The 14,567-nt window shown below is 41.7% G+C and carries 11 protein-coding genes; 7 read left to right on the forward strand and 4 right to left on the reverse strand.

Annotation, left to right across the window (positions count from 1 at the left end; all coding sequences use genetic code 11):
- The first annotated feature begins 4 nt into the window (after positions 1-4).
- Genes AC1D69_RS08985 through AC1D69_RS08995 form a run of 3 tightly spaced genes read left to right on the forward strand, consistent with a single transcriptional unit; the run spans position 5 to position 6,277 of the window.
- Positions 5-2,725: a TerB N-terminal domain-containing protein gene (locus AC1D69_RS08985; protein ID WP_495455808.1), complete on the forward strand. Its 2,721-nt coding sequence runs from the start codon at positions 5-7 to the stop codon at positions 2,723-2,725.
- Positions 2,726-2,747: 22 nt separating this feature from the next.
- Entirely contained in the window at positions 2,748-4,067 is a 1,320-nt protein-coding gene (locus AC1D69_RS08990; protein WP_495455809.1) for an ATP-binding protein, read from the forward strand.
- The gene (locus AC1D69_RS08995; protein ID WP_495455810.1) at positions 4,064-6,277 is read left to right on the forward strand and encodes a DEAD/DEAH box helicase; all 2,214 of its coding nucleotides are present in this window, start codon (positions 4,064-4,066) and stop codon (positions 6,275-6,277) included. The genes AC1D69_RS08990 and AC1D69_RS08995 overlap by 4 nt, the downstream gene beginning before the upstream one ends.
- A 131-nt stretch (positions 6,278-6,408) precedes the next feature.
- Here the strand turns inward: AC1D69_RS08995 and AC1D69_RS09000 are convergent, their stop codons facing one another.
- Complete coding sequence (locus AC1D69_RS09000; protein ID WP_495455811.1) at positions 6,409-8,343, reverse strand: LTA synthase family protein; 1,935 nt, start codon at positions 8,341-8,343, stop codon at positions 6,409-6,411.
- A 355-nt stretch (positions 8,344-8,698) separates the two neighbouring features.
- Between AC1D69_RS09000 and AC1D69_RS09005 the strand changes: the two genes are divergently transcribed.
- The 4 genes from AC1D69_RS09005 to AC1D69_RS09020 all read left to right on the forward strand — a co-directional run bounded on the left by AC1D69_RS09005 (position 8,699) and on the right by AC1D69_RS09020 (position 11,942).
- Positions 8,699-9,070, forward strand: a complete 372-nt coding sequence (locus AC1D69_RS09005) for a hypothetical protein (RefSeq protein WP_495455812.1) — start codon at positions 8,699-8,701, stop codon at positions 9,068-9,070.
- Positions 9,071-9,224: 154 nt separating this feature from the next.
- Positions 9,225-9,719 (forward strand): cation:proton antiporter regulatory subunit, encoded by a 495-nt coding sequence (locus AC1D69_RS09010; RefSeq protein ID WP_495455813.1) that lies wholly within the window; start codon positions 9,225-9,227, stop codon positions 9,717-9,719.
- Positions 9,720-9,723: 4 nt separating this feature from the next.
- Entirely contained in the window at positions 9,724-10,971 is a 1,248-nt protein-coding gene (locus tag AC1D69_RS09015; protein ID WP_495455814.1) for a cation:proton antiporter, read from the forward strand.
- Between the two features lie 116 nt (positions 10,972-11,087).
- Positions 11,088-11,942 carry a YitT family protein gene (locus tag AC1D69_RS09020; protein WP_495455815.1) on the forward strand — a complete coding sequence of 285 codons (855 nt, stop codon included), beginning with the start codon at positions 11,088-11,090 and terminating at the stop codon, positions 11,940-11,942.
- A 109-nt stretch (positions 11,943-12,051) separates the two neighbouring features.
- Here the strand turns inward: AC1D69_RS09020 and murG are convergent, their stop codons facing one another.
- The 3 genes from murG to AC1D69_RS09035 form a co-directional block, all read right to left on the reverse strand.
- Positions 12,052-13,125 carry an undecaprenyldiphospho-muramoylpentapeptide beta-N-acetylglucosaminyltransferase gene (murG, locus tag AC1D69_RS09025; protein ID WP_495455816.1) on the reverse strand — a complete coding sequence of 358 codons (1,074 nt, stop codon included), beginning with the start codon at positions 13,123-13,125 and terminating at the stop codon, positions 12,052-12,054.
- Positions 13,126-13,231: 106 nt separating this feature from the next.
- Positions 13,232-13,717 (reverse strand): translation initiation factor IF-3, encoded by a 486-nt coding sequence (gene infC / locus AC1D69_RS09030; protein ID WP_495455817.1) that lies wholly within the window; start codon positions 13,715-13,717, stop codon positions 13,232-13,234.
- 197 nt (positions 13,718-13,914) lie between these two features.
- Positions 13,915-14,565 carry an amino acid ABC transporter permease gene (locus AC1D69_RS09035; RefSeq protein WP_495455818.1) on the reverse strand — a complete coding sequence of 217 codons (651 nt, stop codon included), beginning with the start codon at positions 14,563-14,565 and terminating at the stop codon, positions 13,915-13,917.
- Positions 14,566-14,567: the final 2 nt, after the last annotated feature.

Consider the following 14,567-nt stretch of genomic DNA (forward strand, 5'->3'; position numbering starts at 1 on the left):
TGTTATGAATGACAATCAGGACAACGAACAACGTACAAAGATTGGCCCAACGTATCACGAGGCTGAACTTGTACTTGAAGGATATACAGAAGTGACAAACGGTGTAGGTCAGGCCTATGCCATTCCTGTATTAACGGTAGAATCTAAACGCCTTAAAGCTGCTGAAGTCTCACGGAGTGTCAAGTCAGACAGTTCCCTTGTACCTGTTCTTGATGGTTATATATCTGTTGATACATTGAGACAAGCCGGTGTTGGACCTATGGGGCGAACCATACATGGCGCGGTGTTAGATAGACCCTATCAACTCACTCCATTAGAGATTATATCTCGTGGAAGCGAGAGGATGCAGGGAGCATGGAATCGGATCGTATTTCCTGAACTAGATTGGCCCTATGGAGGGACTTATCCTGTTTACGAGCATTTGAAGTTTCTAGCTAAGTGGGGCTTGAACGGTGGGGCTCGGGGTGGAGCTCTCAATTATGCAGAGGAAATACGGTTATTTATGAATGATATGCTAAAGAGTTATCCAGAAACGAAGATTCTTGTGATAGGTAAGAAGGTTTTATTGGACAAGCTAAAAGAGAGTTGGATTCAACTGGATGCTATGTGGCTTACCGCAGGTGGGAAGCAACAGATGTTCCAGGAGATTCTTCAAAGTGGGATCATGATTGCAACGCCTAATGTAGCTAAGCAACACCAGATGCAGACGATGTCGTTTGATATTATCATCATGCTTGAACCCGACGACTTAACGAAGAGTAGCACAACTCAAATATTTAAACAATTGAAGAAAATGAAGTCGCGGCTAAAGCTCGCAATCTATGCGGAAGAAGACTATATTGCACAAGCCTATGTCTCTACGACTCATATGAATTTGCTGAAAATAAATGATTATACCGTCTCTCAATATGTGATCTATCATCCCAAGAATCCTAAAAAAGAATTACCACGGCCCTATCGAAGGATGGTACGGCCTCCAATGGTTGCGGAATCACCATCTCTTCATATGACAGAGATGGAGCTAGAGGGAGAACGTGGAGAGATAGGGACTCCAATACCCCGTAGAGAATTGCGCGAACAATCCGATTCTAAGGGATTCACTCCATCACCATTACCTGAGCAGGATTCATATGATCATGCTATGCAATCACAAGGAACATCATTAGCTCCGAATGGTGAGAGCATCCCTACAAACGGAAGCGCAGGGGACGCCTCTTCAGAGGATAAGCGTCATGCTGAAATAGAGTCTCTTTTTCCACGAGAACCAAGGTCGTCCATTATGAACGTCTCTTCTATAACGACAATTCCCACTTGGGAATCCAATACGTCGTATGAACATCGCTTCACGAAAAGAGCGAAATTGTTTGAGGAGAAAATAGAACCATCCGCTACGTTTGTACCTTTTATGAACTACTGGCCTACGTATGATAGCATGACAGGTTCGCAATCTCGATGGTATTTCTATTGGAGAGGTGAAGTGAGAGAGCAACGGTATCCTGATACAAGTCTTTCGTATATTTTTCTATACGTATATGAATTGATTAACGGAATCGGTTGGAAGGAACCGCTAGAAGGTTATCAACGTATGGTTGATCTGTGGATGGCCTATCGTGAGCGTTATAGTAAACTTACACCTTACATGTTAGATTGGATTACGGATTTTGCTCTAGTGAATCAGTTAGCCGTGTCCCTTCATGAAGTATTCCGTCATGCACCTAATGAGCTAACAGGGGACGTATTGGAGTTGGAATTAATGTACCGGTTCCGAACAGAACCATTAGATATTCCGTTTCCTCTATTGATGCAATTATCAGATGTGGATGTGTCCAAGAGCAAGTTCTACATGGAGGGTGGAGATAAGTCTCTTATGGAATATGCCCCCAAAGTGTTTGCACTGGTAGATGCCTATCTGACGAAACAACAAGGGTTACGCCTAATTGAGATGTTCTATCCCGGACCACCAACGGAGAGGGAAAGACCTCTTTTCCAAAGCGCGACGTATGATGATTCCCAATATGGGAGATCCATTCTAATAACGGTATCGAGAATCAGTAAGCATACCCCTCTGAGAGAATTCTCAACACAATTGCTTCGATTAACGGAGAATAAACTTCGAGAGAAATTAAACTTCAAAGGAAGACTTCGAGGCATCGAACTTGAGCCTGAGATTGAGACACTCATATCTCGCTATATCGATCGTATGTTCAATACAACGCCTGTACAACAACGGACAGGTCCGGCTGTTGTCATCGATGAAGACAGACTAGCACAATTGCAACAAGATTCGGATTTCGTTCGAGATATTCTTACCGTAAATATTGATGAAGAGACCGCTCTTGAAGATAAGGCTGTACACGACGAATATGAGGAAGAACACCAAGTGACTCTCTCATCGCAAGATGACATAGATGATGTAGAAGAACCTGATGATAAGCTAGCCAAGGTCCTCGTAACATGGGATGTCACAGGATTACCTGATGAGTGGGTGGAATTTGTAGGGGCACTGAGTGCACAGATGTTAGAAGCATTATATGTTCTCAAAGAAGGATTAGGTCTGTTGGGACTACAGGATATAGCTAATGAAGCGGGGACCATGCCAGAATTACTGTTAGATGACATTAACGAGATCGCGATGGATACCCTCGGCGACTTAATTATAGATGGTGATCAATTGGTCGAAGAATATATGCCTATGTTGGCGCAATTGACGAAGGTAGTTTCTTGAGAAGAGGAAAGAGGTGATAACCATGAATGAATTGAGAATTCCCAAAAGAATGACGACAGCTCTTGTGAATTCATTAACGGCAGGTGTGGTACCCAGAATTGGACTAGAGCATATTGCTGTAGGGCGTAAATATGAAATTGAAGCTATTCTACGAGATATGGATAATGTCGCTGAGGGTGGAGCAACGTTCAAGCTCATTACAGGACGATATGGTAGCGGTAAAAGCTTTTTGTTACAGATGATACGCAATTATGCTATGGATCGCGAGTTTGTTGTGGCAGACGCAGATCTTTCGCCTGAACGACGATTAGTTGGAACCAAAGGTCAAGGACTAGCGACATACCGTGAGCTTATGACACATCTCTCCACACGAACACGTCCCGATGGAGGAGCGCTTGAAGTTATTCTGCAGAAATGGATTGCGTCCATTCAACAAGCAGCTATGAAGGAGTTAGGTCTCCGACCGAATGATCTCGCTTTGAATCAGGAAGTGGAACTGCGGATTTTTGCGATCACATCTGAGATGCAGAACATGGTGCATGGGTTCGATTTCGCCAAAGTTTTGGCAGCATATTGGAACAGTTATAAGCTAGCAGACGATGATGGGAAACAGGCTGCACTTCGATGGCTACGTGGTGAGTATTCAACAAAGACGGAGGCACGAAGATCGATAGACGTCAGTGTGATTATTGATGATAGCAACTGGTATGACTATATGAAGTTATGGTCAGAATTCGTAGCTCGGATCGGATACAAAGGACTACTCCTGTTTATTGATGAAGGGGTTAACTTGTACAAAATAACCAATAGTATCTCTCGTCAAAGTAACTATGAGAAATTATTGATGATGTTTAACGATACGATGCAAGGTAAAGCAGAACACCTAGGGATATTCTTGGGTGGAACGCCTCAATTTGTGGAAGATCCACGTAGGGGATTGTTCAGCTATGAAGCACTTCGATCACGGTTGGTAGAAGGGCGGTATGGGGCTGAGGGATTGAAGAATTACACAGGTCCTATGCTTCGCTTAAACATGTTGTCACATGAAGAGATTCTAATTTTATTGCAAAAGCTTAGTCACATTCATGCGATGCACTATGGATACGAATCATCTCTGAGTGATCCACAACTCGTACAATTTATGGAGCTTGCCGTGGGTCGATTGGGAGCAGATGAACTACTGACGACACGTGAAATTGTAAGAGACTTCATGGATTTACTTAATACACTCCATCAGAATCCAGAGAAGTCATTCGGGGATCTTCTAGGTGAGCGACAGGTGGCACCAGCTGCGGCGGATCCAGACGAAGTGAATGACTTTCTTGCGGAGTTCGAACTATGAGTAATAACCCCTTCTATCGATTAGCTCCGTTTATTCAGGAATTTATATATCGCAAAAGATGGGATGAATTACGTGAAGCCCAAGTAGAAGCCTGTCGTGTTCTATTTGATACACAGAATCACTTACTTATTGCCTCGGGGACGGCTTCTGGGAAGACAGAAGCGGTCTTCTTTCCCGCATTGACAGAATTACACGAACGACCTTCTAAATCCGTTGGGATCTTATATATAAGTCCACTGAAAGCGCTGATTAATGATCAGTTTGAACGCTTAAATGAGTTGCTCCAAGAAGCAGGGATACCGGTATGGCATTGGCATGGAGATGTTCCCCAGGCGGAGAAGACTAAGCTCATGAAGAAGCCCTCGGGCGTGCTACAGATTACACCTGAATCGCTCGAAGGACTACTTATGAACAGACCGAATGCCATTCCAGCATTATTCCATGATCTTCGGTACATCATTATTGATGAAGTACATGCCTTCATGGGATCCGACCGTGGCATCCAGGTGTTATGTCAGCTTGCTAGAATTGAGCGGATGGCCTACTGTAAACCGCGTAGAATTGGGTTGTCGGCAACGCTTAGTGACTATGATTCCGCAACGGATTGGATTAGTGCAGGTACGGACAAGCGCACGGAGATCGTATCTCCACAAGGTGGACGGAAACTGAAGCTGAGTGTAGAACACTTCTCGTTCCCTGATGCACGTAATGAAGAAGAAGCTAAAATGTTGGAATATGCGAAACAAGCTTATCATGACTATATTTACGACCATACGCACCATAAGAAAGCACTAGTATTTACGAATAGCCGTTCCGATGCGGAATTAATGACGTTAGAGCTTCGACGGATTGCTTCGAAGCGTCATGAACCTGATGTATTCTACGTGCATCATGGAAGTATATCCGCGATGTTGCGAGAAGAAGCAGAAGCAGCATTACGTACAGGATACGGTCCTGCCGTTGCTGCCGCAACCTTGACGCTAGAACTAGGGATTGATCTTGGAGAACTGGAGCGAGTCGTTCAACTTGGAGCGCCTTACAGTAGTTCGAGCTTCGTACAAAGATTAGGGCGATCAGGACGTCGCGGGAATGCGGCATCAGAAATGCTATTTGTGTGTCCTGAAGAAGAGGATGAAGAAGCGCAACTTCCTGCACGCATGCCGTGGATGCTACTGCGGGCCATTGCTGTCATCGAATTATATGTGCGGGAGAAATGGGTTGAACCATTAGATGTTCGCCAAATGCCAGTGGGTCTGTTATATCATCAAACGATGAGTGCACTGAAGAGCCTTGGTGAAGCGGAGCCGGCTGAACTCGCAAGAGCGGTGCTTACGTTGCCTTCTTTTAAACAGATTCAGCCTGAAGACTATAAGATATTCCTGAACTATTTACTGCAGACAGATCATATTCAACGGACAGAAGAAGGTACTCTTATCATCGGCCTGATGGGTGAGCGAATCGTGAACAATTTCCGGTTCTATGCTGTGTTTAAAGATGATGAAGAACATGTGGTATATAACGGTACGGAAGAGATTGGTTCGATTACAACCGTTCCACCACCGGGCTACTGTTTCACACTTGCAGGGAAGCTATGGAAGGTAGAAGAGGTCGATACGAAACATCAAGCCGTCTATGTGAAATCTTCACGAGGGAAGGTCGATACGCTGTGGCTGGGAGCGGGAGGAGATGTTCATACCCGTGTCTTGCAGAAGATGCGAGAAGTATTGGCGGATGACGTCATATACTCCTATTTAGCACCTAATGCTGTGAATCGTCTCGAACGAGCTCGTCGCCTGGTAAGGGAAAGTAGAATGTTACGTAGCTCGGTCATACCTGCAGGCGGGGACTCTTTCTTCATTATGCCATGGGTAGGTAGCAAGCAATTCCGAACCTTAGAGCGGCTAATTAAGAATAACTTGAAGGATAAGTTGGGACTTCGATCTGTTGTCCCGATGGAACCGTATTATATGGTTGTAGCGGGTAAGACCAACGCGGAAAGTCTTCTTGAGCATATCCTAGCGGAGTCTTCCAACTGTGAGGATCCGATCACTCTTTTATCACCCGATGAAGCTCCGTATTTGGGAAAGTATGATGAGTTCGTCCCACCTGAACTGGTGCGCCGTGCCTTCGCGATAGATGGCCTTGATGTGAAGGGACTAGCTAGGGACTTAGGGACTTGTGAAGAAGGAAAAGGATATCGAAATAGTTAATAAGTAGCTGGAGTATCAGATGAGAAATTCTTTATTCACAAAAAGTGTAGAAATAAGGCAGACCAAGTCATCACGGTCTGCCTTATTTGAATATCATAATGTGGCCTCTAAATGCCTTTTTTGTGTAACTATTATGGTGTCCGTTTAGGTAACAATTGAACATATTTATCGGAGAGCTTCATTAGCGACATAATATAATCATAATCTTTACGGTAGGCACTCACATCTTGAACGGGTTGTAGCGTTTTGAGTGACGTGGCTGTTCCATCATCAAAGCCAGCACCTGGAACGAATAAGACATCATTATTAAAGAAAGAACCTGTAGGTAAGTAATAACGCATTCCGAACACATTGTGATCTGTATTCAGAAGATCGTGGCCGAACGTTGTGAACTGTTTCTCTTCCAGAGATATTCCCATAAGATTAGATATAGTAGGCATAATATCTAATTGTCCACCAGCAAGCTCGACAACCTCGCCTTTCGCTTGTTTAGGAACATGAATAAGAAAGGGGATGTTGAATCGGCTGATCTGATTATCATAAGGGACACCTAATTTTGCAGTAATCTCTGCTCCATCTGTTTCCTTGGGGTTAATACCGAAATGATCACCGTATACGACAAGCATCGTGTTATCCCACAAGCCATTCGCCTTCAATTGTTCAATCAATGTACCCAGCGCATGATCTGTATAATGTACAGCTTCCAAATAGTTGCCTAGTTGCGTTCCTTCCATATCCTTTGAAAGTGCTAGCTTCCGTTGATCTTTAGGAATAACAAAGGGAGCATGACTGGATGTCGTTACGAACTGTGCATAGAAAGGCTTACTGTCAGAAGACATCTCCTTAATCTTCTCTATACCAACACGGTACATCTCTTCATCTGAAGCCCCGAAATCATTGAAATGATCATTTTTATAGGCTGGTTTATCATAATATTGTTCGAATCCAAGCCCCGGATATAGCAAATTCCGACTCCAGAATGTGACATCATTAATATGGAACGTTGCTGTTTTATATTGTTGTTTATGTAATAACCGTGGAAGACTTGGCAACTCCCTATTTCCAAAACCCGTTGACATGGCTACAGTTCCGGTTGGGTAGATGGATGTATTCGACATAAATTCAGCATCGGATGTATTCCCTTGACCAATCTGTTGATAAAAGTAAGGGAAATAATAGCTTTCTTTTGCAAGATTGTTAAGTACAGGTGTTATCTCCTGCTGTTCAAGATTCGCATGAATTGGGAAGTTCTGAAAAGCCTCCATTTGCACAATAATGAGGTTCATTCCTTTTGCAGTACCGAAATGAGCAGGTGTTGTTGTGTTGTTGTCCTTATAAGCATAAGTGGACTGAAGTGCCTTTACATCTGCTTTCGTTTCCTGAAGATTCCCTTTGGCGATCATGTCATTCTCTTGTCTATTCTTAAGTGCAGCAGATACTTGGTAATTCAGAAATCCGACATTCTCTGCTTGAATAAGTTCGTTATCAATATGACTAGACCGATGAATAACAAGACTAGAACAACCAACAGTTACGATTAGAACTAGCGCAGCGACCCATCTCCATTTCACTCTTCCGCCCCGACGATAACGAGTTGAGCTCATCATCATCGTACCCATGGTATAGCTATAAGTATTCTGACGACGGCGACGACGGATGAAGCGGATTACTAATAAGAAGAGTCCAATGACCAGATCTACAAAGAATAAGAAATGAGTAGGGTTGATTAAAGATTGAATACTTGAGCGAATTTGTCCTACTTGTCCCATTTCTCCAAGAGTTGTATAGGTGGGAACTGAACCGAAGTGTGCTTGATATATCGTTGCGGCAAAAAGGATGACAGAAAAAATAACATTAAAACTCCAAAATGCGACACGTTTGGCTTTAGTAGGCATGATAAGGTCAATTAACGAGATGAATACAAGGACAGATAAGGTATCCGCTACTAATCCATCCCCTGTAATTTCACCGAAAATGAAATATCGGAGAAGGCATAATTTGGCGACTAGTAGTAGAGTAATACTAATCAGTGTGGGTAGGTTGTTTATTTTTTGATTCCTAGACATTTTATTTCACTTCTTTTCGTTTATATTATAGACGGTTGTCCAGCTTCCTATCATCTTGTTTAACCTGACAAGACGTAAGAAAAGTAATCTTCAGTGTAACGTAAAAAATAAAAAAAAACAAAGTCAGAAAGTTGTAATTTCTTCTATTTGTATGTCTTTCTAGGTGTGTAATATGGCTTTCTCACACTCCTTTAGAATCTACATCTTATCGTCCAAATACCTATCACAGCAAGGGAAACAGCCGATAGTTCAGTGTACTGGGAGCGTCAGCTTGTTTTTTATTCCATCTCAATTTGAGATCGGTTTGATAATGTGTTATCATTTTAGTAACAGTATGCGAAAGGAGACATGAACTATGATCAGAATACATCCGTTATTTCGCTTCGTCATGATGCTTGGCATGGTTATGGTCTTGTCATTCTCCTTTCCTGTGTCTTCTAATGAAGCACAGTCACATGAGAGTAAGAGTTCTCAAGGAGCTATTGAAGAAGGAATCACCTTGATGAGACCTCATATTCGACAGCATGCTCCAAACATGCTAAAGCCTATGTTGTCTACTCAATTATTATCCTTATTGTTTATGGTTTACCTCTTAGAAAGTCTGCAGTTACCCTCATATTGGCTACCCTTTAAACACTGTATCATGTTATTATTACGTCGTTTATTTCTAGACCCCATTAAGTACACCTCCACTTTCGTGAGCAAAGCTACTTTGTCTGTGCTCTAATTTAATTTACCCTTTTTGATGTTAATAACTCCCATAACACAATTTAATCATGTAATATTATCCCTGAAAAGTAGAGGCGATTACTGTTCTTTTTAAACGAACAATGTAAACGTTCTATTTAAATATATTTAGAATAATTGGAGGTATTTGAATAATGAATGTACGCGAAACAGAATTGCCAGGTATTGGTAAGAAATTCCAAATAACTACACGTAACGGGGATAAGTTGGTTGTCATTATCCATGATGATGGAAGAAGAGAAATGTATCATTTTGAATATGAGGATCCCGATGACAGCATCTCAATGATTTCTATGGATGATGATGAAGCACGTGTCATTGCTGCGATCGTAGGTGGAATGACATACGTTCCTAAGGCGTTAGAGAAAGTAGATATGGCATTCGATGAGCTTATTATAGAATGGTACAAAATGGAAAACAGTTATAAAGCCATTGGCCAAACCATTGGTAAACTTGATGTGCGTCAGAATTCGGGAGCTATGATTATTGCTGTGATTGAGAAGAATCATTCTAAACACGTAAATCCAGGTCCAGAATTCGTCATTCCTGGGGAGGCTACACTTGTTGTAGTGGGCGAACGTGAGCAACAGAAATTATTCAAACAAATTTTACTGAACGGAAGTGGTTAAATAGATGGATCATATCATTTTTGAAATAGGGCTGGCTATTGCCTTAATTGCTGCAGTAGGCCTGTTAGCGACTAAGATTAGACTTTCGGTTATACCTTTCTATATATTAATTGGAATGGCAGTAGGGCCTCATGCAATGAACTTTTGGCATTTTGATTTCAGGTTCATAGAGAGTGCCCCCTTCATTGATCTTTTAGGCCGGATTGGCGTATTGTTTCTATTATTCTACCTAGGAATTGAATTCTCAATTGGCAGGTTGATTAAGTCAGGTAAGTCCATCGTGAAGGGTGGGTCCATCTATATCGGGATCAACTTTGTTCTAGGTCTGATTCTGGGTTGGATCGCAGGATTCCCTATTGAGGAGATTCTTGTTATTGCTGGAATTACGACGATATCATCTAGTGCTATAGTGGCTAAGGTACTAGTGGATTTAAAACGTACGGCTAATGCAGAAACGGAAATGGTTCTAGGAATTACGATGTTTGAAGATGTATTCCTTGCCGTATATTTATCCATACTCTCTGGAATTGTTCTTAGTGATTCTTCAAGCGTATGGGGTGTATTACTGACCGCATCCATAGCACTCGTTTTCATGTTGATGATGATTATTGTTGGGCGGAAGGCGGTCCCACTGTTAAATAAGCTGCTCAATATTCGCTCAAATGAAATATTTGTACTTGTTGTATTTGGTTCATTATTTCTAGTAGCGGGCTTTTCAGAAACGATTCATGTGGCGGAAGCCATAGGAGCGTTACTCTTTGGACTGGTACTCGCAGATACAGAACATGCGAAACGGATTGAGCATCTTATTTTACCCTTTAGGGACTTTTTTGGAGCTATCTTCTTCTTTAGCTTTGGATTATCTATTAACCCACTGGAAATGTTCGGTGCGTTATGGTTATCACTTGCTGCCGTCCTTCTGACTTTGATTGGTAACTTCGTATCAGGGTTATTAGCTGGACGAAGTGCAGGATTGTCTACCAAGGCATCATTTAATATTGGATTCACCATTATGGGACGGGGAGAATTCTCCATTATCATGGCTAACTTAGGAAAAGCAGGGGGACTTATGCCTGTGTTACAATCCTTTACAGCATTATATGTATTAATTATGGCTATTCTAGGACCCTTATTATCTAAGGAGTCTAAACATATTTATAACTTTATGGATAATATATTTAAATTCAAAGATTCCAAGAGAAGGAATAACACGAAGGTGAAACCTGAGCTGCCAGAGGAAAGTGGAACTTAACAATCTTTAAGATCCATACCTAAATTGCTGTCCCGAACCATCTGTCATTATAGGCTGAGTCTATATTCAGAAGAGGAGGATTTGCACTGAAACTACTTAGGGCTTCATTAGAAGCGATGCATTCTTATGAGTGTATTGCCTTTAAACACTGGTTTGTTCACATATTCTTTATCGTTGTAGGAAGTGTATTAGCATCTGTGGGATTAGAATTGTTTTTAATTCCTAATCAGATTATTGTCGGTGGAATGACAGGGGTTTCCGCTATTTTTGCCCATCTAACGGAGATGAGGCTAGGATTATTTCTTTTCTTATTGAATGTGCCATTTATGGTTATGAGCTATAGACATATTCGAAAAGAGTTTGTCATCTTAACGGTATTGGGATTGATCGTATTTTCGTTGAGTGCGATCTTTCTTCATCCGATTCCTGCCTTAATCGAACATGCTTTAACTGCCGCGATGGTAGGGGGGCTATCGTTGGGACTTGGAATAGGTACAGTTATCCGATATGGAGGAGCGCTGGATACCCTTGAACTAGCTGATCGTTCTTTATGGAGAAACGGAGTGCCCGTTCCATTAGATAACATCATCATGCTGATCAACTGTATGGTGCTAACAGGCGCTGGTTTTGTATATGGATGGGATCAAGCGATGTATTCTATTATCGCCTACCTATTAGCTTATGAGATGGTGCACTTAACGATCAGAGGATTTGCCTTATATAGGACTACGTATGTTCAGAGTGCCCGACATGAAGAGATTAAGCAGATGTTATCACGAAGTCTAAGTCTTAAGGATATCTCGATATCGAATGAATGTGATACCCCTCATGTTATAGCTAAACCGTTAGTCTACAAGGTTCATATGGCAGAGAAGGCACGATTTAGAGCTTTAGTCAGGTCCATTGACCCTCAAGCTAACATTTCAAGCCATGCTACAGGAGTAACCTTTTTTGATCGTAATAGAAGATAGTTGTATACAAAAGCCGAAAGCAGGGATATATCCTTGCTTTCGGCTTCTTTTGTGAGATCTACAGTTTATTAAGTTCTCCATGCCACTTATACTAGTGACGCGAGATACATTATTTTTTATTGGCTGCTTTCTGGATCAGCTCTATAACCTGATCTATAGTACTTGCTTGATCATGTTTAGTCATAGTCTCTGTCATTTGATCTCGTCTCGAGATTAATAACTCTAGAGATTGCATAAAGGATTCATCAGTCAGATTCTCTTCCATCAGAACTTCTGCATATCCAGCTTTTCGAAATGATTCCGCATTTAATATTTGGTCTCCCCGGCTTGCTGCTCTGGATAGTGGGATTAACAGCATAGGTTTGTGAAGCGCTAAGAATTCAAAAATTGAGTTAGAGCCTGCTCTTGTCACGACAATGTCAGCAGAAGCGATGACATCTGGGAGTTCATCATGGATATATTCAAATTGTTGATACCCATCGAGATCAATGGATGGATCAATTTGGCCTTTTCCGCAGATATGTACCACTTGGTATTGAGCCAAGAGTTTAGGTAGGTTATTACGAATCGTACCGTTTATTTTTTTGGAACCTAGACTTCCTCCCATGACTAGAATGATGGGTTTATTGTTAGTGAACTGAAGTAATTCTAATCCATTAGAAGCATTACCAGATCGGAGTTCATCTCGAATAATAGCTCCAACATAAGTTGCCTTATCATTCTTGATATGGTCTAACGTCTCAGGAAAAGTTACGCAAATGTTAGTAGCTAAAGGAAGAGAGATTCGATTAGCGAGACCTGGAGTGATATCCGATTCATGAATGATAATGGGTACTTTGTTTAATTTGGCACCAATGACGACGGGAACGGATACGAATCCGCCTTTAGAGAACACGACATCAGGTTTTATTTTGCGAATTAAATTATAAGCCTCAAATACGCCCTTAACGATGCGAAAAGGATCTTTGAAATTCTCGACACTCATATAACGTCGAAGTTTGCCTGTTGAAATACCATAATAATCGACAGAATCGATATTCTTAATGAGGTCAGACTCAATACCTTTAACAGAACCTATATATGATACATCCCATCCCGATTGCACGAATCTTGGAATGAGAGCAACATTAACTGTGACATGACCTGCTGATCCGCCACCTGTAAATAAAATACGTTTGGACATTTGTTAAACCTCACATTATTCTGGTCACTTACGTGCTCCAGTTATTCTAACTTGACGTTTGTAACGAACGATATCTCGATATCTTCTATAGAAGATAAACTATCTTTTATAAGGGAATCACTTGAACCATGGCTTGTTTACCGCTGAGCTGTATCCCGGTTTGTTTACTTCCAACATCCACAAGATCCTTCAGTAATTGCTCTAGCAATTCCTTCGCTTTAGGGCCTTCTTTTCCTTGAATGCGTACCACGAGTAAGACGGCTTTGCCCGATTTCAAAAGCTTATGAGCCTGATTCTTCTTCGTATCGTAATCATGGTCTTCGATTTGAGGAGTTAGTCGAATTTCTTTCACCTTGGTGTTCTGTTCTTGTTTGCCACTCTTTGGTCTGGATTGCTGAACTTCTTGTTTAGCAGCACCAGCCTTCATTAGTTTACAGGGTGGAGGGCTACTTAAGAGAGAGGTACAGATCAGATCAACTTTTAGTTGCTTGGCCATAGATAGAGCTTCAGTAGTTGAGACGACACCCAAGTCTTCACCGTGAACGCCAGTTAGCTGAACCTCGGAGGCTTTAATTTTTTCATTTTTGATCATGTTATATACACCTAGACTTTCGCTTGGGATAATGACCCCATGTTAGCGTGTAGGAGGAGAAATATCAACCTTCCACTGTGGAAAATACGGCTTAGATCATAAATTTATCCTATCGTCCTATCCCATAAGGAAAAGTCCGAGGGAATATCCTTCTCATGCTAGAGAAAAGGAAAGTCTCACGGACACGGACAGTATTCCTAATTGATCTTTGACTCGAGACGTCGAGCGATAATAGAAAGGGTGTAATTGACAATGAAGTACAGGGTAGCTGCGAGTATAAGGGCTGGAATGACATAGTTGAAGTTTTGTCCTCCAAGAATTTGAACATTGTGCATGATCTCAGGGAGGGAAATAATGATTGCAAGTGACGTATCCTTGAGCAAGGAGATGAATTGGCTAACCATAGGTGGTGACATACGGCGTAACCCTTGAGGGAGTACAATGTGCCAGAAGGTCTGCATATAACTGAGTCCTGACGATCGTGCAGCTTCAATCTGTCCTTTATCTATTGAATTCAATCCACTTCTAACAATCTCCGAGATCATGGCTCCTTCAAATAACGTTAACCCCACAACGGTCGACCAGAAAGGGGACATGTTAATCCCTATTTGAGGAAGTACAATCTTCATAAAGAAAATAATGAGTAGTAAAGGTAGATTACGTATGATATCAACGACTATGGCAGTAAGGCGTGCTACCACTGGGAAACGGGTATATCTCACAGTTCCCAATAGAGTCCCTAATAAGAAACTTAAAATAATTGAAATAAAGGCAACTTCCAAGGTGATCAGGAAACCCTTTAGAATAAATGATAGATTTGGAATGGAGTACGCGCCTATAAAATCCATAC

This window comes from Paenibacillus sp. Y301 (assembly GCF_059445505.1).

Coding starts and splice junctions, on each gene's coding strand:
- AC1D69_RS08985 (WP_495455808.1), top strand. CDS start 5: ATGAATGACAATCAGGACAACGAACAACGTACAAAGATTGGCCCAACG.
- AC1D69_RS08990 (WP_495455809.1), top strand. CDS start 2,748: ATGAATGAATTGAGAATTCCCAAAAGAATGACGACAGCTCTTGTGAAT.
- AC1D69_RS09020 (WP_495455815.1), top strand. CDS start 11,088: ATGCATTCTTATGAGTGTATTGCCTTTAAACACTGGTTTGTTCACATA.
- AC1D69_RS09010 (WP_495455813.1), top strand. CDS start 9,225: ATGAATGTACGCGAAACAGAATTGCCAGGTATTGGTAAGAAATTCCAA.
- AC1D69_RS09000 (WP_495455811.1), bottom strand. CDS start 8,343: ATGTCTAGGAATCAAAAAATAAACAACCTACCCACACTGATTAGTATT.
- murG (WP_495455816.1), bottom strand. CDS start 13,125: ATGTCCAAACGTATTTTATTTACAGGTGGCGGATCAGCAGGTCATGTC.
- AC1D69_RS08995 (WP_495455810.1), top strand. CDS start 4,064: ATGAGTAATAACCCCTTCTATCGATTAGCTCCGTTTATTCAGGAATTT.
- AC1D69_RS09015 (WP_495455814.1), top strand. CDS start 9,724: ATGGATCATATCATTTTTGAAATAGGGCTGGCTATTGCCTTAATTGCT.
- infC (WP_495455817.1), bottom strand. CDS start 13,717: ATGATCAAAAATGAAAAAATTAAAGCCTCCGAGGTTCAGCTAACTGGC.
- AC1D69_RS09005 (WP_495455812.1), top strand. CDS start 8,699: ATGATCAGAATACATCCGTTATTTCGCTTCGTCATGATGCTTGGCATG.
- AC1D69_RS09035 (WP_495455818.1), bottom strand. CDS start 14,565: ATGGATTTTATAGGCGCGTACTCCATTCCAAATCTATCATTTATTCTA.